Origin of the sequence: Streptomyces coerulescens, assembly GCF_042657965.1 — a bacterium.
GTDB classification, from domain to species: Bacteria; Actinomycetota; Actinomycetes; order Streptomycetales; family Streptomycetaceae; genus Streptomyces; species Streptomyces coerulescens.
The window spans coordinates 111,591-130,781 of sequence record NZ_JBHSKM010000004.1 but is presented as its reverse complement, the minus strand read 5'-3'; the positions used below and the strand labels follow the sequence as shown (position 1 = coordinate 130,781).

At 70.3% G+C, this 19,191-nt stretch carries 23 protein-coding genes; 10 read left to right on the top strand and 13 right to left on the bottom strand.

The genetic code is table 11. The features are described 5' to 3' along the window. Positions 1-26 precede the first annotated feature (26 nt). Complete coding sequence (locus ACFPQ9_RS08975; protein ID WP_380849428.1) at positions 27-1,736, top strand: helicase HerA-like domain-containing protein; 1,710 nt, start codon at positions 27-29, stop codon at positions 1,734-1,736. A gap of 31 nt (positions 1,737-1,767) precedes the next feature. On the opposite strand, the gene ACFPQ9_RS08970 is transcribed toward ACFPQ9_RS08975, so the two are convergent. The 5 genes from ACFPQ9_RS08970 to ACFPQ9_RS08950 form a co-directional block, all read right to left on the bottom strand. Beyond that, positions 1,768-1,893: a hypothetical protein gene (locus ACFPQ9_RS08970; RefSeq protein ID WP_380849425.1), complete on the bottom strand. Its 126-nt coding sequence runs from the start codon at positions 1,891-1,893 to the stop codon at positions 1,768-1,770. Between the two features lie 47 nt (positions 1,894-1,940). Continuing rightward, positions 1,941-2,261, bottom strand: a complete 321-nt coding sequence (locus tag ACFPQ9_RS08965) for a hypothetical protein (protein WP_380849422.1) — start codon at positions 2,259-2,261, stop codon at positions 1,941-1,943. Positions 2,262-2,359: 98 nt separating this feature from the next. After that, positions 2,360-3,040 (bottom strand): HdeD family acid-resistance protein, encoded by a 681-nt coding sequence (locus ACFPQ9_RS08960; RefSeq protein ID WP_380849419.1) that lies wholly within the window; start codon positions 3,038-3,040, stop codon positions 2,360-2,362. A gap of 321 nt (positions 3,041-3,361) precedes the next feature. Further along, on the bottom strand, positions 3,362-3,955 hold the full coding sequence (locus ACFPQ9_RS08955; protein WP_380849416.1) for an HhH-GPD-type base excision DNA repair protein: 594 nt from the start codon (positions 3,953-3,955) through the stop codon (positions 3,362-3,364). Positions 3,956-4,046: 91 nt separating this feature from the next. Further along, positions 4,047-4,766, bottom strand: a complete 720-nt coding sequence (locus ACFPQ9_RS08950) for a siderophore-interacting protein (protein WP_380849413.1) — start codon at positions 4,764-4,766, stop codon at positions 4,047-4,049. A gap of 83 nt (positions 4,767-4,849) precedes the next feature. Between ACFPQ9_RS08950 and ACFPQ9_RS08945 the strand changes: the two genes are divergently transcribed. From ACFPQ9_RS08945 to ACFPQ9_RS08930, 4 genes are read left to right on the top strand one after another with little or no spacing between them, the layout of a single operon-like run. Further along, complete coding sequence (locus ACFPQ9_RS08945; RefSeq protein WP_380849410.1) at positions 4,850-7,078, top strand: penicillin acylase family protein; 2,229 nt, start codon at positions 4,850-4,852, stop codon at positions 7,076-7,078. Next, positions 7,071-7,676 (top strand): GNAT family N-acetyltransferase, encoded by a 606-nt coding sequence (locus ACFPQ9_RS08940; RefSeq protein ID WP_380849407.1) that lies wholly within the window; start codon positions 7,071-7,073, stop codon positions 7,674-7,676. Before ACFPQ9_RS08945 ends, ACFPQ9_RS08940 begins: the two co-directional genes overlap by 8 nt. Then, on the top strand, positions 7,673-8,146 hold the full coding sequence (locus ACFPQ9_RS08935; protein WP_380849404.1) for a cupin domain-containing protein: 474 nt from the start codon (positions 7,673-7,675) through the stop codon (positions 8,144-8,146). Before ACFPQ9_RS08940 ends, ACFPQ9_RS08935 begins: the two co-directional genes overlap by 4 nt. After that, positions 8,143-8,910: an SDR family NAD(P)-dependent oxidoreductase gene (locus ACFPQ9_RS08930; RefSeq protein ID WP_380849401.1), complete on the top strand. Its 768-nt coding sequence runs from the start codon at positions 8,143-8,145 to the stop codon at positions 8,908-8,910. Before ACFPQ9_RS08935 ends, ACFPQ9_RS08930 begins: the two co-directional genes overlap by 4 nt. A 30-nt stretch (positions 8,911-8,940) precedes the next feature. Here ACFPQ9_RS08930 and ACFPQ9_RS08925 read toward each other — a convergent pair whose 3' ends face one another. The 8 genes from ACFPQ9_RS08925 to ACFPQ9_RS08890 all read right to left on the bottom strand — a co-directional run bounded on the left by ACFPQ9_RS08925 (position 8,941) and on the right by ACFPQ9_RS08890 (position 13,016). Then, positions 8,941-9,408: a hypothetical protein gene (locus ACFPQ9_RS08925; protein ID WP_380849398.1), complete on the bottom strand. Its 468-nt coding sequence runs from the start codon at positions 9,406-9,408 to the stop codon at positions 8,941-8,943. 89 nt (positions 9,409-9,497) lie between these two features. After that, the gene (locus ACFPQ9_RS08920; protein WP_380849395.1) at positions 9,498-9,722 is read right to left on the bottom strand and encodes a DUF397 domain-containing protein; all 225 of its coding nucleotides are present in this window, start codon (positions 9,720-9,722) and stop codon (positions 9,498-9,500) included. A 284-nt stretch (positions 9,723-10,006) separates the two neighbouring features. Further along, entirely contained in the window at positions 10,007-10,198 is a 192-nt protein-coding gene (locus ACFPQ9_RS08915) for a hypothetical protein (RefSeq protein WP_380849392.1), read from the bottom strand. Positions 10,199-10,291: 93 nt separating this feature from the next. Further along, positions 10,292-11,143: a helix-turn-helix domain-containing protein gene (locus ACFPQ9_RS08910; RefSeq protein ID WP_380850048.1), complete on the bottom strand. Its 852-nt coding sequence runs from the start codon at positions 11,141-11,143 to the stop codon at positions 10,292-10,294. A gap of 6 nt (positions 11,144-11,149) precedes the next feature. Then, entirely contained in the window at positions 11,150-11,665 is a 516-nt protein-coding gene (locus ACFPQ9_RS08905) for a DUF6879 family protein (protein WP_380849389.1), read from the bottom strand. Continuing rightward, positions 11,652-11,879 (bottom strand): hypothetical protein, encoded by a 228-nt coding sequence (locus ACFPQ9_RS08900; RefSeq protein ID WP_380849386.1) that lies wholly within the window; start codon positions 11,877-11,879, stop codon positions 11,652-11,654. Before ACFPQ9_RS08900 ends, ACFPQ9_RS08905 begins: the two co-directional genes overlap by 14 nt. Before the next feature lie 88 nt (positions 11,880-11,967). After that, positions 11,968-12,150: a DUF397 domain-containing protein gene (locus tag ACFPQ9_RS08895; protein ID WP_380849383.1), complete on the bottom strand. Its 183-nt coding sequence runs from the start codon at positions 12,148-12,150 to the stop codon at positions 11,968-11,970. An 11-nt stretch (positions 12,151-12,161) separates the two neighbouring features. After that, a complete protein-coding gene (locus ACFPQ9_RS08890) occupies positions 12,162-13,016 on the bottom strand; it encodes a helix-turn-helix domain-containing protein (protein ID WP_380849380.1) in 855 nt (284 codons plus the stop codon). A 235-nt stretch (positions 13,017-13,251) separates the two neighbouring features. On the opposite strand from ACFPQ9_RS08890, the gene ACFPQ9_RS08885 reads away from it, so the two are divergent. The 5 genes from ACFPQ9_RS08885 (at position 13,252) to ACFPQ9_RS08865 (ending at position 19,171) form a co-directional block, all read left to right on the top strand. Next, positions 13,252-13,695: an ATP-binding protein gene (locus ACFPQ9_RS08885; RefSeq protein ID WP_380849377.1), complete on the top strand. Its 444-nt coding sequence runs from the start codon at positions 13,252-13,254 to the stop codon at positions 13,693-13,695. 145 nt (positions 13,696-13,840) lie between these two features. Then, positions 13,841-15,739 (top strand): copper resistance CopC/CopD family protein, encoded by a 1,899-nt coding sequence (locus ACFPQ9_RS08880; RefSeq protein WP_380849374.1) that lies wholly within the window; start codon positions 13,841-13,843, stop codon positions 15,737-15,739. 248 nt (positions 15,740-15,987) lie between these two features. Further along, complete coding sequence (locus ACFPQ9_RS08875; protein WP_380849371.1) at positions 15,988-17,307, top strand: ABC transporter substrate-binding protein; 1,320 nt, start codon at positions 15,988-15,990, stop codon at positions 17,305-17,307. A gap of 5 nt (positions 17,308-17,312) precedes the next feature. Then, the gene (locus tag ACFPQ9_RS08870; RefSeq protein ID WP_380849368.1) at positions 17,313-18,290 is read left to right on the top strand and encodes a carbohydrate ABC transporter permease; all 978 of its coding nucleotides are present in this window, start codon (positions 17,313-17,315) and stop codon (positions 18,288-18,290) included. Next, positions 18,287-19,171: a carbohydrate ABC transporter permease gene (locus ACFPQ9_RS08865; RefSeq protein WP_380849365.1), complete on the top strand. Its 885-nt coding sequence runs from the start codon at positions 18,287-18,289 to the stop codon at positions 19,169-19,171. The genes ACFPQ9_RS08870 and ACFPQ9_RS08865 overlap by 4 nt, the downstream gene beginning before the upstream one ends. The last annotated feature ends 20 nt before the right edge of the window (positions 19,172-19,191 follow it).

The following is a 19,191-nucleotide window of genomic DNA, read 5'->3' as shown; positions in this document are numbered from 1 at the left end:
GGGCGAGAAGCGTGCGGAGGGCTGACATGAGCGACCGGAACAGCACGCCCAAGGCCGGGGCAGGGGCCGGGACCGCGCGGCGGGCCGCCGCTTCCGAGGTGGGCCGTGCCGCCGCCCTGCCGAGGGAGGCCCTGGAGATCGCCGCCGGCTACGCCTTCACCGGGCCCGCCCTGCACCTGGGCGCCCTGCTCTGGGAGGGCGGCTGCCTGCCGGACGCGCAGATCCGGGTGCCGTTGCCCATGCTCAACCGGCACGGCCTGGTCGCGGGCGCCACCGGCACCGGCAAGACCAAGACGCTCCAGCTGATCGCCGAGCAGCTCTCGGCGCAGGGCGTGCCCGTGTTCCTGGCGGACATGAAGGGCGACCTCTCCGGTGTCGCGGCGCCGGGGCAGCCGGGCGACAAGGTCGAGGCGCGTGCCGCCGAGGTCCAGCAGCGGTGGGCGGCGAAGGGATGTCCCGCCGAGTTCTACGCCCTGGGCGGCATCGGCCGTGGCATCCCCGTGCGGGCCACGATCACCAGCTTCGGGCCGGTGCTGCTGTCCAAGGTGCTGCGCCTGAACCCGACCCAGGAGCAGTCCCTCGGGCTGATCTTCCACTACGCCGACACCAAGGGCCTGGAGCTGGTCGACCTCAAGGACCTCAGGGCCGTCGTCGCCTTCCTCACCTCCGACGAGGGCAAGGGCGAGCTGAAGGGCATCGGCGGGCTGTCGGCCGCCACCGCCGGGGTGATCCTGCGCTCCCTCACCGCCTTCGAGGCGCAGGGCATGGACGGCTTCTTCGGGGAGCCGGAGTTCGACACGGGCGAGCTGCTGCGGACCGCGGAGGACGGGCGGGGGGTGGTGTCGGTGCTCGAACTGCCCCCCGTGCAGGACCGGCCCCAGCTGTTCTCGACGTTCCTGATGTGGCTGCTGGCCGACCTCTTCCACGATCTGCCCGAGGTCGGGGACATCGACCGGCCGAAGCTGGTGTTCTTCTTCGACGAGGCGCACCTGCTGTTCGACGACGCCTCCGAGGCGTTCCTTGACGCGATCACGCAGACCGTGCGGTTGATTCGCTCGAAAGGGGTCGGCGTCTTCTTCGTGACGCAGACGCCGAAGGACGTGCCCGCCGAGGTCCTCGGCCAGCTCGGCAACCGGATCCAGCACGCGCTGCGCGCCTTCACCCCGGACGATCAGAAGGCGCTGAAGGCCACGGTGAAGACGTTCCCCAACTCGGCGTACGACCTGGAGGAACTCCTGACCGGCCTGGGCACCGGCGAGGCCGTGGTGACCGTGCTGAGCGAGAAGGGCGCCCCGACGCCGGTCGCCGCGACCCGGCTGCGGGCACCGGAGTCGCTGATGGGTCCGCTGGAGGCGGGCGCGCTGGAGCGGGCGGTGACGTCGTCGGCGCTGTACGAGCGGTATGCACAGGCTGTGGACAGGGAGTCGGCGTACGAGAGGCTCCAGGAGCCGCGCGAGGGCGGGAAGGGGCCGGACGAGATCCGCGGCGGCAAAGGACCCGACGAGCTCCGCGGCGGCAAAGGCCCGGATGAGATCCGCGGCGGCAAGGGTCCGGACGAGATCCGCGAGGCGACGGCCGGGGCGGCGGGGCACAGGGCCCGGCAGAAGGAGCAGCCCTCCGTCGTCGAGCAGGTCGTCGGGAGCGGCATCTTCAAGTCCCTGGCTCGGTCGGTCGGTACGCAGATCGGGCGCGAGATCACCCGGTCGGTCTTCGGCACGGCGCGGCGGAGGCGGTGACCCGGAGAAGGCCGCCCCCGCCGCGGCCGCGTCAGCCGCGCTCCCGGTCCTTCCGGGGGAGCTGCGGCTTGTCCTTCTTCGCCTGAGGCTTCGGCGTGTTGCGTGTGGCCTCGGCGCGCAGCAGGGCGCGCAGGACCGCGTAGTGGTCGGTGGGCATGACTGTGCTCCTTGCGTCGTACTGACTGACCTCGTCGCGGGGGTCTGTCAGCAGCGCAGGACCACGGTGCGCAGGATGTGCGGGACGTACGACGGCCGGGGCGGCGCGCAGCGCCGGGTGCCCGCCGGGGTGCCGGTCGCCGGCCCCTGCGGCGGGCCCGGCCGCTGCCGTACGGATGTGCGCCGCTCGGCGCGGGCCACCGGCCGCAGGGCCGTGTCGGGGACGTCCTGCTCGGCGATCTCGGCGGCCGCGGCCACCGGGGGAAGGGCGTGGGCCTGCGCGTGCGCGCCCGGCACCAGCAGCGCGAGCAGCAGCACGAGGACCCGCAGCCAGGTGCGGCTGCGCGAGCGGCATCGTGCGGTACTCACGGAAGGTCATCTCCCCGGATGCCGTGCGGAGTTCATCCCGTCCGGCGGGAGAACCGCCCGCACGGCGTACGGGGCTGGGGTGGGTATCACTGTGCGTGTCACAGTTCGCGCGGCACCTGACGGGCCATTTTCCGCAGCCGCAGCGCGGTGACCAGCTCGACCAGGCCGACCGCCACCAGCCAGCAGCCGCCGAGCACCATGAGCACGGTGATCGACTCGACCGGCGAGACGATCAGCACGATCCCGGCGAGGAACGTGACCACGCCGAGGAGGATCTGCCAGCCGCGGGCCGGCACGGAACTGTCGGAGGCGGCGGCCAGGGACTGGGTGATGCCGCGGAAGAGCCAGCCGATCCCGATCCACAGCGCCAGCAGCAGGATCGACTGCATCGCGCCGCGGAAGCAGAACAGGCCGAGCAGGACCGACACGGTGCCGCTGACGAAGGCCAGCACCCGCAGCGAGGTCGTGCGGTGCGTGCCGAAAGCGGCGACCAGTTGGAAGACGCCGCTGATGACGAGATAGAGGCCGAACAGGACACCGGCGACCCGCAGTGAGGCGTCCGGCCAGGCCAGCACGAAGACACCGAGGACGAGGGAGGCGAGACCGGTGACCAGGACGACCTGCCAGGCGGCGCGGGAGAGCGCGTGCAGCGGGCCCTCGAAGGGCGGCTCGGGCTCACGCGAGGTCGTCGGGCCCGGTGGTCCGGTGGGGTGGCCGGAGTGGATCCGGCGGTCGTCGTAGTCCCGGCCCCAAGGGGAGCCGCTCGGCGCCTCGGTCATGCTCCATGCTGGGAACGAGGCCACGATGCCCGCCATTCGAGGCGGGCCAGTCGGCTGACGCCGGGGTCTGCCAGTGGTGGGCCGCCGCTGGAGGCGGGCCCCACGGCCGCTGCCATTCGCCGTGGTCGGCCGGCCGAGGTCGGCATCTGCCTGTGGTGGGTCGTTGTTGGAGACCGGGTCCCTCGGCCGCCATTCGGTGCGGGGCATGCGGCTGACGCCGGGGTCTGCCTGGGGATGGGACGCCGCTGGAGACGGGCCCCACGGCCGCCGCCATTCCGCCTGGTCGGTCGACCGGCGTCGGTGTTCGCCCGTGTCGGGACGTTACTTGCGGGCCGTCTTCGCCGCCTTGGCCGCCGCCTTCATCTCCTGCTTGTGTGCGCGCACCTTGGTCAGTGACTCGGGACCGGTGATGTCGGCGACGGAGCGGAAGGAGTCCGTCTCGCCGTAGGCGCCCGCGGCCTCCTGCCAGCCCTTCGGGCGGACGCCCAGCTGCTTGCCGAGCAGCGCCAGGAAAATCTGTGCCTTCTGCTTGCCGAACCCGGGCAGGTCCTCCAGCCGGCGCAGCAGCTCGCGCCCGTCCTCGACGCCCTTCCAGACGAGCTCGGCGTCGCCGTCGTAGCGCTCGACGAGGTACTGGCACAGCTGCTGGATCCGCTTGGCCATGGAGCCCGGGTACCGGTGCACGGCCGGCTTCTCGGAGAGGAGGGACACGAAGGCGTCCGGGTCCTGGGCGGCGATGTCGTGCGCGTCCAGGTCGTCCGCGCCGAGGCGGTCCGCGATCGTGCGGGGTCCCTTGAACGCCCACTCCATCGGGACCTGCTGGTCCAGCAGCATGCCGACGAGCGCGGCGAGCGGGCTGCGGCCGAGGAGCGCGTCGGCCTCGGGGTCCTGGGCGAGATGCAGGGTGACGTCCATGCCCCCGATGATGCCGCGCGCGTCGCCCGGACGCGCGCGGGGGATGCCGGTCCGGCACGGGCGCATCAAGGGGTGTACGCCCGTGCCGGGATCAGGGGCGCCAGTACCCCAGCGCGTTCACCCGCTGCTTGGGCAGGCCCAGCTCCTTGCGGACGTAGGAGATGAGGGTGCGGGTGGTCGCCGTGTCGCAGGCGATCCAGACGTACGGGTCCGGCGTGTCGGCGAGCAGGCCGGGCAGGTTCTCCTTCACCTGGGCGACCAGGTGGGCCCCGGCGTCGCGCCGCGGCAGGGTCCGTACGTCGTGGCGGGACTCCTGCGCGCGGAAGGGCAGGCCGTCGCGCTCGCCCTCGAACCACACCGTGGCGGGGGCCGCGTCCAGGGCGTCGAGCAGGGAGTTGAGGGCGGGCAGGGAGGCGGTGTCGGCGATGGCGAAGACATGGGAGGGGGCCGGTTCGGGCCGGGTGAAGCCGGTGCCGTGGACGGTCGCCTCGATGGTGTCGCCGGACTTCGCCGTGCGCGCCCAGTCGCTGGCGACGCCCTCGTGCAGGGCGAACTCCAGGCTGAAGGTGCCGGCCTCGGGGTCCGGGTCGACGAGGGTGTAGGCGCGCTGATGGGGCTTGCCCGCGTTGTCGAACCAGAGCCGGACCCACATGGTGGGGTGGACGCCGGTCGCCTTCAGCATGCCGCCGTCCGTGAGGTGCACGCGGCGGTAGTGCTCGGTGACGTCCTCGGCGCCCGTCACCGTGAACACGAAGTCCTTCGCGCGCAGCAGCTTCAGGACCGCGCCCTCCCAGCCGTGCCCCTGCCCCATGGCGTATTCACCTTTCGCGTACGATTCCCGCACCATCAGCAATAACTTAGGGAAGCCTAACCTAAAGCAAAGGAGCGGCACAGGTGACCGGCGAGATCTTCCGCGATGCCTGGGGCATTCCGCATCTCCGGGCCGACGGGGCCACCGAACTCGCCCGGGTGCAGGGCCGTGTCACCGCCCTGGACCGGGCCTGGCAGCTGGAGGTCGAACGGCACCGGGCACGGGGCACCTCGGCCTCCTTCCTCGGTGCCGAGGCCCTGCCCTGGGACCGGTTCGTCCGACGGACCCGCCTCGACGACACGGCGAGACGCTGTTTCGCCGAGCTGGAGAGACAGGACCCGGAGACGGCCGGGTGGGTGCGGGCGTACGTCGACGGGGTCAACGAGGGACTCGCCGAAGGCGCCCGCCGCACGCCCGAGTTCGCGAGGACGGGGCTGACTCCGGGGCGTTGGGAGCCCTGGACCCCGCTCGGCATCTGGCTCGGCATCCACATCCTGTTCGCGGGCTTCCCGGCCAAGCTCTGGCGCGAGCAGGTCGTACGGCACCTCGGTGCGGACGCGGTCGGGCTGTTCGCCGCCGACGGGCCGGGTGTCTCGGGCAGCAACGGCTGGCTGGTGAGCGGCGAGCGGACCGTCACCGGGCACGCGCTCATCGCCGGCGACCCGCACCGCTTCATCGAGGAGCCCGGCGTCTACCAGCAGATCCATCTGTCCTGCCCCGAGTTCGACGTCATCGGCATCGCCGTACCCGGCATCCCCGGCATCGCCCACTTCGGACACACCGGCACGGTGGCCTGGGCCATCACCAACGCCATGGCGGACTATCAGGACCTGTACCGGGAGCGGTTGCGGCGCACCGGCGCGGGCATCGAGGCGCTGGACCCGGACGGGGTGTGGCGACGGGCCGTGCGGCACACGGAGGTCGTGGAGGTCGCGGGGGAGGAGCCGGTCGAGGTCGAGGTGATCGAGACGGCTCGGGGGCCGGTGGTGATCGGGGGGCCGGAGGGGTTGCCCGACGGCTTGCAGGAGAGCATGCGGCAAGGTCTCCAGGAGGGCTCGCAGGAGGGCATGCGGCAAGGTCTCCAGGGTCTCCAGGAGGGCCCGCAGGAGGGTCTCCAGGCGGGCCTGCAGGAAGGTTTCCTCGGTGGGCTCTCCGACGACGAGCCGCCCCTCGCCATGGCCCTCCGCTACCCACCCCGCGTCACCGCCGACCTGGGCTTCAGTGCCCTCCTCCCCCTCCTGCGCGCCCGCAGCGTCGCCGACGTCGACCGTGCCGTGGACCTCTGGGCCGAACCCGTCAACGTCGTCCAGGCCGCCGACACCGAGGGCGGGCTGCTGCACCGCGTCGCCGGGAACGTGCCGGTGCGCTCCGAGGCCAACGGCATCCGGCCCGTGCCCGCCTGGGAGCCCGGCCACGAGTGGCACGGCCGGCACGAGCCGCCGCGCGGCGGACTCACCGACGGCGTCGCCGCCATGGCCAACCAGCGCGGCCTCGCCGCACCGCTGGGCGTGGAGTTCGCCAAGCCCCACCGCGCCGACCGCATCACGGCCCTGCTGGCGGAGAAGGAGCGCTGGTCGGCCGCCGACATGCCGGCGATCCACATGGACACCCACCTGGCCTCGGCCGAGCCCCTGCTGGACCTCCTGCGCTCCCTGGGCACCCTCACCCCCGAGGCCGACCGCATCCGGCGGACCCTCCTGTCCTGGGACCGCCGGATGGACGCGGACAGCGAGGCCGCCGCCGGGTACGCGGCGGTGCGCGGCGCGGTCGTACGGCGACTCGCCGCGCACCCGGCCTTCGCCGCGCTGGCCGTCCCGCCCGCCTACCCCGAGGTCCTCCTCCCCTGGCTTGCCCTGCTCCCCCGCGTCGGCCTGGCCCTCGAACACCTGCTGCGCGCCGAGGAGTTGTACGGCATCGACCGCGCCGGGACCGTGCGCGCGGCGGTCGAGGAGGTGGCCGCCGAGCAGGCCGCAGGGGAGCGGCCCGGCACCTGGGGCGACACCCACCGCCTCGCCCCCTGGCGGGCCCTCGCCGACCCGTCGTACGACGAACCCGCTCTCTCCGGCGACCACGACTGCGTGCTCTGCACCTCGGCGGTCCCCGGCCTCACGGACCTGAGCGCACGCGGCCCCGCCGCCCGCTATGTCTGGGACCTGGCCGACCGCGAGGCCAGCCTCTGGGTGGTCCCCCTGGGCGCCTCCGGCATTCCCGGCTCGCCCCACCACCGCGACCAGCTCCCCCTGTGGGTGGGCGGAGAACTGGTCCTGGTCGTCACCGATTTCACCGAGTTGGAGAAGGAAGCAGATGTCTGAGCACCCGGAGCAGCCCGGACGACACCGGCAGTTCATCGCCGGCTTCGGCACGGTCGGCATCCGCCCCCTGGACGCGCGGGCCGACGCCGAGGTCGTCCATGGCTGGGTCGGCGTGGAACGGGCCTCCTTCTGGGGCATGAACGGCCTGACCAGGGACCAGGTGTCCGAGATCTACGCCCACATGGCGGGCCTCGACACCCACCACGCCTTCCTGATCCTGCGCGACGACGTCCCGGTCGCGCTCCTGCAGACCTACGAGCCGGAGGCGGACCGGGTCGGCGAGTGCTACGAGGTTCTCCCCGGCGACATCGGCGTCCACCTGCTGCTCGCCCCCGCCGGCCCCGAGGGGGCGCGGCCCGGCTGGACCTCCGTACTGCTCGGCGTGGTCGCGTCGTACGTCTTCGGCACCCTGGGCCGCCGGCGGGTCGTGGTCGACCCGGACGTGCGCAACGAGAAGGCCGTCGCCCGGTTCCTCAAGCAGGGTTTCGAGGCCGGTCCCGTGGTCATGCTGCCGGAGGTCGACATCCCTGATGTGTACATCCCGCCGAAGGAGGCCCAACTCGCCTTCCTCACCCGGGAGGTAGCGTTTGCGGGGTGACCCCGGAAGAACTCGTCGCCCACTACCGCCTGGAGCCGATCCCGCGTGAGGGCGGGCTGTTCCGGCGCACCTGGGCGGGACCCGAGCTGTCCGACGGGCGGCCGCAGGGCACCGCGATCGTCGTCCTGCTCACCCTGGACGACTACTCCGCCCTGCACCGCCTGCCGTCGGACGAGGTGTGGCACTACTACCTGGGCGACCCCCTGGAGATGCTGCTCCTCGCTCCCGACGGCACCTCCCGCACCGCCGTGCTCGGCCCCGGCATACAGCGCGGCGAACACATCCAACTGACGGTCCCGGCCGGGACCTGGATGGGGGCGCGGGTCGCGGCCGGCGGTTCGTGGACCTTCTTCGGCTGCACGATGGCGCCCGGCTTCACCTACGAGGGCTACGAACACGGCGACCTGGCCGACCTGACGGCGCGCTATCCCGCCGAAGCGGACCGGATCGCGGGACTGTGCCGCCCATGAGCGGACTCCTTGACGGACAGGTCGCCCTGGTCACGGGCGCGGGCGGCGGCATCGGCCGGGGGATCGCGACGCGGTTCGCCGAGGAGGGGGCGGCGGTCGTCCTGCACTGCCGTACGGTCCCGGGCGCGGCGGCCGAAGTCGCCGACCGCGTCCGGGAGTCGGGAGGGCGGGCGCTGGTGCTGCGGGCCGACCTGACGGACGAGGACGCGTGCCGCCGGCTGCTGGACAAGGCGGCCGAGTGGGGTGGCGGGCGGCTCACGGCCCTGGTCAACAACGCGGGCGTACAGCCCCTGCGGGAGCTGCCGGGGATGTCGGCGGCCGAGTGGCGGGCGGTCGTGGACGCCAACCTGACGACCGTGTTCGCCTGCACGCAGGCGGCCGCGGAGATCATGGGGAACCAGGCCGGTGGCGGTTCGGTGACCCACATCGCCTCCATCGAGGCGACCCACCCGGCACCCCGGCACGCCCACTACAGCGCCGCCAAGGCGGCGGTACGCATGCACGCCCGCTCCGCGGCCCTGGAGTACGGCCCCCTGGGAATCCGCGTCAACACGGTCTCCCCCGGCCTGATCCACCGCGAGGGCCTGGAGGAGTCCTGGCCGGAGGGCGTACGCCGCTGGACGCAGGCGGCACCCATCGGACGCCTGGGCCGCCCGGAGGACGTGGCCGACGCCTGCGTCTTCCTGGCCTCCCACCTGGCGTCCTGGATCACCGGCCACGACCTGGTGGTGGACGGCGGGGTGTCGGCGCGGCCGACGTGGTGAGGGACGGACGGGCGATGCCGCAGGGCCCGGTCAGCCGAGCGGACAGGGCAGGACCGGCATCAAGTGGTTCGGGGAGCAGGTCACGAGGGCCAGGTGCAGGTACGCGGGGCGTTCGAGGTAGTAGCCGTACGACACGTCGACTCCCGTGGCGAGCCGTTCGGCGGCGGAGTCGGTCAGTCGGCTCAGGCGACCGGTGTCACGGTCATGCTCGTATGCGAACCGTTGCGCATGCTCGGCCAGCCGCTCCCCGAGCCAGGCGGCCGCTTCCTTCGCCTCGTCCCACGTGCCACGAACGAGCCAGCGTGGCTTGACGAGCCAGTACGCCGTCTCCAGTGGCGGAAGGTCAACGATCGGGAATTCGGCCGCCACCTCGCGGTAGCGGTGGATCAGTTCCGGTCTGCTGCCTGCCGGTGGCTGTTCGGGATGCGAGGGCCGTCGTAGGGCCTCGTTGTCGAAGCGCTCCTTGGGGCCGGTCCATAGATAGCCGTGGTGGTGCACCAGTCGTTCCCGTTCGAGCAGCGCCAGTCGGGCCGGATTGGGGGGCGGGGATGAATCCGGCCCGACCGGCCCGACTGGTCTGGAGGAGGTCAGACGTTCAGGCCGAAGCGCGCCGGGTCGATACCCGCCGCGTCCAACTCCTCCGTGGTGAAGCGGAGCGGCTGCGCATCTGGCCGCTTGCTGTCACTGAGGGCCCAGGAGTCGTCGCCGATGCGGGCCAGGGTCACGCACCCTTCGGTGCAGGGGCCGCCGCACGCCTTCACGAACGAAGCCCCGTCGATGTGGAGCGCGTACAGGTCGGTTCCGTTCTGCATTACCGCACCTTCCTGCTCAACTGATCTGATCGCAGCCATGGCTGACCGCCGCCGACCGGGTCGGGCGGGAGTTCATGGGGGCGAGAGCCCTCAGCGGCCGGAGCGCCTGCCGCGTTCCGTGCAGCGCCGGCACTGGCAAGGCGGCCATGCGGTGGTGAGCAGCGGATGAAGATCGTCCGTAGCGAATACAGCCCGGTCGGGACCCCAGGTCTGCCGTGCGTCATGAGAAACCCGCATGGTCATCAGAGGCCGGTTGGCGAAGAGACTCATGTCCGTTCCCTCGCTCACGACGCATGCGCCTCTGCCTGGTGTCCGCGCAGTTCCACATTGCGGTCGGATGCAGCGCTGTAGTCAGCGCTGGAGCGGGCGTTCTGCCGGGCGACCACGAGGGACAGGCAGTCGGCACAGCCAGGTACGGCGGAGGGCTCGTAGGGTGGCTCGGCCAGGTCGTAGTCCCGCGGTTGCTGCGTCTCCATGCGTCGCCTCCATGGCTGTTCGGCGCTCGGTGGAACGAAGTTATGGAGACGCCGAGTTGCCGATCCAGGGACTTGCGTGAGCTTGCGCAGCGATCACCCGAGTGCGTCGATGGCGGCTGAGATGATCGATCTTGCTCGTGTGCCGTACACGGCGATGGCGGACAACTCGGCGAACGCCTTCGTGTACTCCGCGATCTCGCCGGGTTGCGTGACGGTCAGGTGCGCGGAGACGAGTTCCACGTTCACCTGTGCGTCGTCGTACATGGTGAACGACTCGACGGGCCATCCGACCCCGCGCGGTGTGCCGAGAGGGATGACGCCCAGGCTGACGGAAGGGAGCGAGGCGACAGAGATCAGGTGGCCGAGTGCTCCGGCCATGGCATCGCGGTCGCCTATGACAGTGCGCAGTACCCATTCCTCGACGAGCATGGCGAAACGGTGGTCGCCGGTGTGCAGGATGCGCTGCCGGTCCATGCGGACGGCCACGGCGTCGTCGATGTCGCCTGGCACGTCTCGGAGGTGGGCCACGGTGCTCAGTACGGCGCGGGTGTAGGCGGCGGACTGAAGCAGACCGGGGATCACCCAGGACTGGTAGACGCGGAACCGGCGGGTGCGCTCGAAGAGCGGCGCCACAGAATGCTGGACGCGCCGAAGGCCCGCCCGCTCCATGCGCCGCCACTGAATGTAGGCGCCCTCTATACCGCGCGCCGTGGCGATCAGGTCGGCGGTCTGGCTCTGGGCGTCGCAGAGGGTCGTGTACGTCCGAATGTCCACGTCGGACGGGGAGGTGCGTCCGTTCTCAAGTCGAGAGCACTTCGACTCGTGCCAGTCGGCACGCCTGGCCAGCTCTCGCGCCGTAAGGCCGGCGTCCACGCGGATTTCGCGGAGACGTCGGCCGAGGGCCTGCAGTGCCTGCTGAACACCGGATGAAGTCACGCTGCAGATTGTGGATCAGGTGAGCCTGTAGTCCTCGTGTGGCACCGCAAGGGCCCAGACGGCTTCGAAGGCATCAGCACACAGCTTCACGACTCCCGGGTCGTCAGTGAACTCCTCGTCGTCCGGAGCGAGTTCTCCGTCACCGGCGAAGTGGTGGAAGATGACCGAGCTGTGGTCGAAGAGCCAGAAGTCGTTGCCCGGCAGAGCCAGAGCGGATGCGCGACGGCGGGGCAGCCAGCGCACCTGCTCGCCGGCCTGCACGGTTGGGTCGGTCAGGTGGTGCTCGAACCGGATGTAGTCCGATACGGGCTCTGACACGATCCTGGCCCTGCGGACCTCGACCCCCTGGGCTACGAGGTCGCTGATGAGCCGTAGCCATGGCCGGCGCTTCGGGTCGCTCTCCGCGGGATCGCTGCGGACGCCGTTCTGCCAGGCGGCGTATCGAGGGTCGGAGCGCATGTAGCCGTCGCGCATCTCCAGGTGGACGGCGGAGCGGTTGCAGCTCCGCAGTCGGTCCTCAAGAGTCGGCACGGCCACGGTCCTTCACCTCCGGGAAGAACTGCACCATGCGCTTCGGGATCTCGATCACGTCCTCGTGGCCGGGAAGGTCCAGCTGAGAACGCCGAGTCTCGTCGTCCACCTTCCAGCCCTGCACCAGGTAGGTGGCCTTCTCGTCGTCGAGGTAGATCGTGGGCGACTTGCCCTCCGGGCCCTCGGGGTCCTGGCCAAGTTTGATCAGAGCCATCGTTGCCTCCTGGTTGTTGGGCGTACATGCTCGATCTTGTGCTCAACGTGCAGCGACCACCAGGAACTTGCGGGAACTTGCGCGCGGACTATCGCCCTGCGGTCGCCGCATGCGAGAGGAAGTCGGCCCAGGCGGTGGGCCGGAGGTTGAGGTGGGCGCCGGCCGGGTTCTTGGAGTCGCGGATGTGGATGGTGGTGGGGGTGGTGGCTATCTCGACGCAGTTCGAGCCGTCGCCGCTGTAGGTGGACTTCTGCCAATGGAGGGTCTGCATGGCTGGTTCCTTCACAGGTCCTGGATGCGATGGTGGATGAAGTCGCGTGTCTCGGCGGGGTCGAGCGCGCAGGACTCCGTGCGGTCCAGTACAGCCCGGTATTTGCTCAGCTGCGCCTCGGCATCGAGGAATTCGCAGGCGCCGTGGTGTGAGTCCAACTGGACCGTGTCGAGCTGAGGGACGGGTCCCTCGAGGTAGTCGAAGGACTGGCCGGTCGTGGGGAAGCGGTCCGTACCGAAAGGGATCACCCGGACTGTGACGTGGGGCAGTTCGCTCATGTCGAGCAGGTGCTTGAGCTGCCCACGGGTGACGACGGGGCCGCCGAAGTCCATGCGTAGTGCCGTCTCGTGGATGGTCGCTGTATACGGGGGCGGATCCGCGCGGTGCAGGATGCCTTGCCGCTTGATGCGGTGCGTCAGGCGGTGCTCGACCTCGTACTGCCGCATCGGCGGCACAACCGACCGGAAGAGGGCTCGTGCATGGTCGGTGGTCTGCAGGAGCGCCGGGATGTGGATGACGAGTGCCGCGCGCAGGGCGCTGGCGTGGTGCTCCAGTTCGGCCAGGTCGACGAGTGCGGCGGGTACATGCTCGCGGTACTCCTCCCACCAGCCGCGCGCCCGGCGCCCGGTCATGGCGGCCAAGGCGTCGATGAGCGCCGCGTCCGAGCAGTCGTAGGCGGATGCCACGGCTCGGACACGGTCGGCGCTGAGGGAGCTTCGGCCGGTTTCGATCATGCTGACGCGTCCCTGGTTGACCCCAAGATGCGTGGCCGCTTCGGTCACGGTGAACCCGGCACGCTCACGGAGTTTGCGCAGCTCAGCGCCGAGTCGCCGTTGGCGCAGGGTGGGGTTGTTGGTGGGTGGCAAGGCGCCTCCTTCCGGGCCGCGATGCGGCGCTCCTGTAACCCACACGAGGCAATTGCAGGTTCATCTTCCAGGTTGAGGGAGATTTATCTCCCATCGAGGTCTACCTTAGTACCCGCGTCGCCCAACTCCCCTCGCCCACAAGCCGGAAGCGCACCAACCCAGGCAATGCCACCGCCGGGCACGGCAGTTGAGCGAGCTCAAACCCACCTTCCCTCTGAGACTCCTGGAGGACTCCATGCGCACCGTATCCCCGCCCGACACCTGGGCATACGCCCTCCGCCTCCCCCACCACCCCCGCGCGGCCCGGGTCGCACGCATGACCGTACGGTCGGTGCTCGCCAGTCACGGCAGGCTCGGGGTCGTCGATGCCGTTGAGCTGCTGACCTCGGAGATGGTGACGAACACCTACCTGCACACCGACGGCCCCGCATCACTCCGTCTGACCGCCCTCGCCGACGGACGTCTGCGCGTCGGGGTCTGGGACAGTCACCCCCGTATTCCCGCACCCTTCGAGCGTCCGCCCCACGGCCACGTCCCGGTCGCCCCGCCGGAGGCGGACGGTGGTCGCGGCCTGTGCCTCGTGCAGGAGTACGCCGACTGCTGGGGCGGTGTGTCCCTCGGTGACGGCAGTCTCGACCGTCATGCCGGGAAGCTCCTCTGGTTCGAGGTAAGTGGGTGAGTGCGTGAGCGTGGAGGCCTCTCCAGCCGTACATACCATCGAGGCCTCAAATCCGACGACGGAGATGTGAACAGACGTGGTGGGGTGCGATGACGGACGACGACCGCGCCGCCGACTTACCGACCGGCGACAACTTCAAAGGCTGGTGCTGCTGGGCACCCTGCTGGTCCTGTTCCTCCTCGGCGGCACGGGCCCCGCGTCGGCCCACGCCGCCCTCCGTGCCACCGACCCCGAGGACGGGAGCGTCCTCAAGTCGGCCCCGGGCGACATCACCCTGACCTTCACGGAGTCCGTCGGTCTGCTGGAGGACTCCTTCCGCGTGCTGGACCCGGACGGCCGCCGGCTGAGCACGGGCGAACCCGAGCATGCGCGCGGCGGCGGCGCCGAGACGGCCCGCGTGACGCTCCCGGCGAAGCTGGCCGAGGGCACGTACACCGTCGCCTGGCGGGTGGTGTCGGCCGACAGCCACCCCGTCTCCGGCGCGTTCACCTTCTCCGTCGGCAAGCCCTCCCTCACCACGGCCACCGTGGACACCGGTCCCACCGAGGACCCGGCGACCAAGAGCCTCTACAACATCGCCCGTTATCTGGCCTACCTCGCCGGCGCCCTGCTCATCGGCACGGCGACCTTCATGGCCGTCTGCCGCCCGCCCGACGCCCCCGTCCTGCACCGGCTGCTGAAGGCCGGCTGGTGGACCCTGCTCGGTGCGACCCTCGCCCTGCTGGTGCTGCGTGCCCCGTACGAGACGGGCGACGGCCCGCTGGGCGCCCTGAGCGCGGACTCCGTCACCCGCACCCTGACCGGCCGCCCGGGCGAGGTACTGCTGGCCCGCCTCGCCCTGCTGCTCGTGGCTGCCCTGTACCTGCTGCGGCTGGCCCGGCTCCGCAAACCCTTCGGCTGGGCCGGCGCCGCGCTCGCCGGCGGCCTCGCGATGACCTGGGCCGCCGGCGAACACGCCTCCGCGGGCATCCAGGTCCCGGTGGCGATGACGTCCTCGGCGCTGCATCTGCTGGCCACGGCGGTCTGGCTGGGCGGCCTCACGGCCCTGCTCGTCACGCTGTACCGCGCGCATCTCACCCCGGCGGCCGTCACCCGCTTCTCCCGCCTCGCGTTCGCCTCCGTGACCGTCCTGGTCGTCACCGGCGTCTACCAGTCCTGGCGCGGCCTCGGCTCCTGGGACGCCCTCACCGGTACGACGTACGGCAGGCTCCTCACCCTGAAACTGGCCGGTGTCGTGCTGCTGCTCGGTGCGGCTGCGGTGTCCCGGCGCTGGACGGCCCGGCTCGCGACGGCCGGTGGGGAGGCGGATGCGGGCGGGGAGAGGGGCGTGCACGCGGAGGCGTCCGTGCGCGCCGAGACGTCCGTGCGCGCCGAGACGTCCGTGCGCGCGGAGACGTCCGTGCGCGCGGAGACGTCCGTGCACGCGGAGACATCCGTGGACGCGGAGACGTCCGTACGGGAGAAGGTCCCTGCGCCGGTGGGCGGCCCCCCGCTGCACGAGACGCCCGACGCGGCACCGGAGTCCGCCGTACCGGAATCCTCCGCACCGGCCGAGCACGAGCCCGCGCAGCGTCGTGCCCTGCGTCGATCCGTCCTCGCCGAAGTCGCCGTCGGTGCCGCGGTCCTGGCGGTCACCACGCTTCTCACCAGCACCCTGCCCGGCCGGGCGGAGGCCGAGGCGGCGGCCGGGGCGCCGGCCGTGGTCGGTGCCTCCGTCACCAACGTCCCCTTCGACGTGGGCACCCCCGGCGGCCGCGGCAAGGTGCAGATCACCATCGACCCCGGCCGGGTCGGCGACAACTCCATCGAGGCCCTCGTCTACGGGCCCGACGGCGGTGTGTCCGTCGTCCCCGAACTGCGGATCTCCTTCACGCTGCCCGCCAAGGACATCGGCCCCGTCGACGCCGGACTCACCGACAAGGGCGGCTACTGGGGCAACAGCTTCCTCAACCTGCCCATCGCCGGGAAGTGGGAGATGAAGGTGACCGTGCGGACGACCGAGATCGACCAGGTCAGCGAGACCAGCACCGTAGTGATCCGCTAGGACGGCACCCCCTCCGCACCGCCTCCGACCGCCTCCCGCACCGCACCGGCGGGCTCGATCCGGTGCCCCCTGAACAGGGTTCGAGATGTCGGTCACGTTTCCAAAACGTCGATCGTCATCTCTTGACGTATGACCTGACATACGGCTGTTATTGCGCCACCGTGTTCGGTCAAGTTGATTTCTGATCGATTGCGACGGACTTCAACACGTCCACCCTCACGATCGAACCTTGCCCTCAGGAGCCGTAGATGCCGTACTTCCCTCCCTCCGGTCTCTCACTGCCGTCCCCCAGCCCGAGCCGCCGCACCCTGCTGCGCGGCATAGGCGGCGCCGCCGTCCTCGGCGCGGGCGTCCCGCTGCTGAGCGCCTGCGGCGGCAGCGGTACGGCGAGCGACCCGAAGACCGTCACCCTCGGCTCGAAGGCGTCCGACGCCGTGCCGAAGAAGGCGTTCGCGGACATCTACGCGGCCTACAAGAAGAAGTCCGGCATCACGGTCGACGTGAACACCAAGGACTCCAACACCTTCCAGGAGCAGATCAACTCCTACCTCCAGGGCACGCCGGACGACGTGTTCACCTGGTTCGCCGGCTACCGGATGCAGTTCTTCGCGGCCAAGGGGCTGGCCACCCCGATCGACGACGTGTGGAAGAGCATCGGGGGCAACTTCCCCGAGGCGATGCACAAGCTCAGCAAGGGCGAGGACGGCAAGTACTACTTCGTGCCGCTGTACACCTACCCCTGGGCGATCTTCTACCGGAAGAGCGTCTTCCAAGAGCACGGGTACGAAGTGCCCACCACCTGGGACGACTTCGTCGCCCTGTGCAAGCGGATGCAGAAGGACAAGCTCGTCCCCATCGCCTTCGGCGACAAGGACGCCTGGCCCGCGCTCGGCACCTTCGACCAGATCAACTTCCGCCAGAACGGCTACGACTTCCATGTCGAGCTGATGGCGGGCAAGGCCTCCTGGACCGACGCCAAGGTGCGCAAGGTCTTCGACCTGTGGACCGAGATCCTCCCGTACCACCAGGAGGGCGCCATGGGCCGCACCTGGCAGGACGCGGCCCAGACGCTGGCCTCCAAGAAGGCGGGCATGTATCTGCTCGGCACCTTCGTCGCCCAGCAGTTCACCGACAAGGCCGCCCTGGACGACCTCGACTTCTTCGCCTTCCCGGAGATCGACCCGCAGTTCGGGCAGGACACCGTCGAGGCGCCGACCGACGGCTTCATGATGAGCAAGAGCCCGAAGAACAAGGCCGAGGCCGTCAAGCTGCTGGAGTACCTGGGCACTCCGGAGGCCGAGACCGTCTATCTCAAGTCCGACCCGAGCTCGGTCCACGCCTCCACCAAGGCCGACACGTCCTCGTACACCGCCCTGCAGAAGAAGGCGTACGACATGATCGCCGGCGCCAAGTCACTGACCCAGTTCATGGACCGTGACAGCCGGCCCGACTTCACCTCCACGGTGATGCAGCCCGCGCTGCAGAAGTTCGTCCGTGACCCCAAGGGCGTCGACAGCCTGCTGTCCTCGATCGAGCGGCAGAAGAAGACGATCTTCGCGTCCGGCTGATCGACATGACCACACAGACCACCAAGGAGAGCCCGGAGGCGGCCGCCGTGCCGCCTCCGGGTGCTGCCCCCGCGAAGAAGGTGTCCCAGGGGCACCGCCGTCTGCTGACCCGCCGCGACCGGCTCACGCTCGGTCTGATGGCGGGTCTGCCGACCGTTCTGCACATCGCCCTCGTGTGGGTGACGGCCCTCGCCTCCGTGGCGCTGGCCTTCACCACCTGGGACGGCATCGGCTTCGACTCCATCAAGTGGGTCGGCCTGGAGAACTTCAAGGAGCTGTTCAGCAACAACCCGCAGTTCTGGCCCGCCGTCCAGCACAACGTCATCTGGTTCGTCGTGCTCATCGTGATCCCGACGCCGCTCGGTCTGTTCCTGGCCGTGCAACTGGACAAGCGGATCCGCTTCAGCAGGGTGTACCAGACCGCGTTCTTCCTGCCGGTCGTGCTGTCGATGGCCGTGATCGGGTTTGTGTGGCAGCTGATCTACAACCCGGACACGGGCCTGATCAACAGCCTCATCGGGGCCAACGAGCCGGGCAAGTACATCGACTGGATCGGGGACCCGGACCTCAACCTCTGGGCGATCCTCGTCGCCGCGTCCTGGCGGCACACCGGCTACATGATGATCCTGTACCTGGCCGGTCTGAAGGGCGTCGACCCCTCGCTGCGGGAGGCCTCCGCGCTCGACGGGGCCAATGAGTGGCAGACGTTCAAGAACGTCATCTTCCCAACGCTGCGCCCCACCAACACCGTCGTCCTGGTCGTCACCGTCATCGAGGCCCTGCGCGCCTTCGACCTGGTCTTCGTCTTCAACAAGGGCGCCCAGGGCACCGAACTGCTCTCGATCCTGGTCACCAACAACATCATCGGCGAGTCCAGCCGTATCGGGTACGGCTCCGCGATCGCCGTCGTCCTGCTGCTGATCTCCCTCGTCGTGATCATCCCCTACCTCGTGGCCACCTTCCGGAAGGAGCGGCGCGCATGAGCTCAACCGCCATGACCAAGGCCCGTACGCCCGTCCGCCCCGCCCGGATCCTGCTGCACCTCTTCCTCGCCGGCGCGGCCCTCGCCTGGATCGCCCCGCCGGCCTGGGCGATCTACGCCGCGCTGCGGCCGTACGGCGAGACCAGCGAGAAGGGGTACGTGTCCTGGCCGGACACGCTGAGCCTCGACAACTTCACGAACGCGTATCAGCAGTCGGACATGAGCCACTACTTCGTCAACACGATGATCATCGCCGTGCCGGCGGTGCTGTTGACGCTGTTCCTGTCCTCGATGGTCGCGTTCTACGTCAGCCGCTTCGACTTCCGCCTCAACCTGGCGCTGCTGCTGGTCTTCACGGCCGGCAACCTGCTTCCGCAGCAGGTCATCATCACCCCGCTGTACCGGCTGTACCTGCTCATCGACCTGCCCGGCATCACCATGAGCGGCAAGCTGTACGACTCCGCGCTCGGGCTCGTCCTCATCCACGTCGCGTTCCAGTCGGGCTTCTGCGCCTTCGTGCTCAGCAACTACATGCGCACCCTGCCGCACGAGCTGACCGAGGCCGCGCTCGTCGACGGCGCCTCCGTCTGGCGGCAGTACTGGCAGATCGTGCTGCCGCTGTGCCGCCCGGCGATGGCGGCTCTGGCCACCCTGCTCTCCATCTGGATCTACAACGACTTCTTCTGGGCCCTCGTCCTGATCTCGACCGGCGAGAACATGCCGATCACCTCGGCGCTGAACAACCTCTCCGGCGCGTACTTCACCGACCCCAACCTGGTCGCGGCCGGCGCCCTGCTCACCGCGATCCCCACGCTGATCGTGTACTTCGTGCTCCAGCGGCAGTTCGTCAGCGGCCTGACGCTGGGCGCCAACAAGGGCTGACCGCCCTCGGCTTGAAAGAG

Bases quoted from the DNA above. Each gene is read 5' to 3' on its own strand.
- ACFPQ9_RS08975 (WP_380849428.1), top strand. From the start codon at position 27: ATGAGCGACCGGAACAGCACGCCCAAGGCCGGGGCAGGGGCCGGGACC.
- ACFPQ9_RS08970 (WP_380849425.1), bottom strand. From the start codon at position 1,893: ATGCCCACCGACCACTACGCGGTCCTGCGCGCCCTGCTGCGCGCCGAG.
- ACFPQ9_RS08960 (WP_380849419.1), bottom strand. From the start codon at position 3,040: ATGACCGAGGCGCCGAGCGGCTCCCCTTGGGGCCGGGACTACGACGAC.
- ACFPQ9_RS08955 (WP_380849416.1), bottom strand. From the start codon at position 3,955: ATGGACGTCACCCTGCATCTCGCCCAGGACCCCGAGGCCGACGCGCTC.
- ACFPQ9_RS08950 (WP_380849413.1), bottom strand. From the start codon at position 4,766: ATGGGGCAGGGGCACGGCTGGGAGGGCGCGGTCCTGAAGCTGCTGCGC.
- ACFPQ9_RS08940 (WP_380849407.1), top strand. From the start codon at position 7,071: ATGTCTGAGCACCCGGAGCAGCCCGGACGACACCGGCAGTTCATCGCC.
- ACFPQ9_RS08930 (WP_380849401.1), top strand. From the start codon at position 8,143: ATGAGCGGACTCCTTGACGGACAGGTCGCCCTGGTCACGGGCGCGGGC.
- ACFPQ9_RS08920 (WP_380849395.1), bottom strand. From the start codon at position 9,722: ATGCAGAACGGAACCGACCTGTACGCGCTCCACATCGACGGGGCTTCG.
- ACFPQ9_RS08915 (WP_380849392.1), bottom strand. From the start codon at position 10,198: ATGGAGACGCAGCAACCGCGGGACTACGACCTGGCCGAGCCACCCTAC.
- ACFPQ9_RS08900 (WP_380849386.1), bottom strand. From the start codon at position 11,879: ATGGCTCTGATCAAACTTGGCCAGGACCCCGAGGGCCCGGAGGGCAAG.
- ACFPQ9_RS08895 (WP_380849383.1), bottom strand. From the start codon at position 12,150: ATGCAGACCCTCCATTGGCAGAAGTCCACCTACAGCGGCGACGGCTCG.
- ACFPQ9_RS08885 (WP_380849377.1), top strand. From the start codon at position 13,252: ATGCGCACCGTATCCCCGCCCGACACCTGGGCATACGCCCTCCGCCTC.
- ACFPQ9_RS08875 (WP_380849371.1), top strand. From the start codon at position 15,988: ATGCCGTACTTCCCTCCCTCCGGTCTCTCACTGCCGTCCCCCAGCCCG.
- ACFPQ9_RS08870 (WP_380849368.1), top strand. From the start codon at position 17,313: ATGACCACACAGACCACCAAGGAGAGCCCGGAGGCGGCCGCCGTGCCG.
- ACFPQ9_RS08865 (WP_380849365.1), top strand. From the start codon at position 18,287: ATGAGCTCAACCGCCATGACCAAGGCCCGTACGCCCGTCCGCCCCGCC.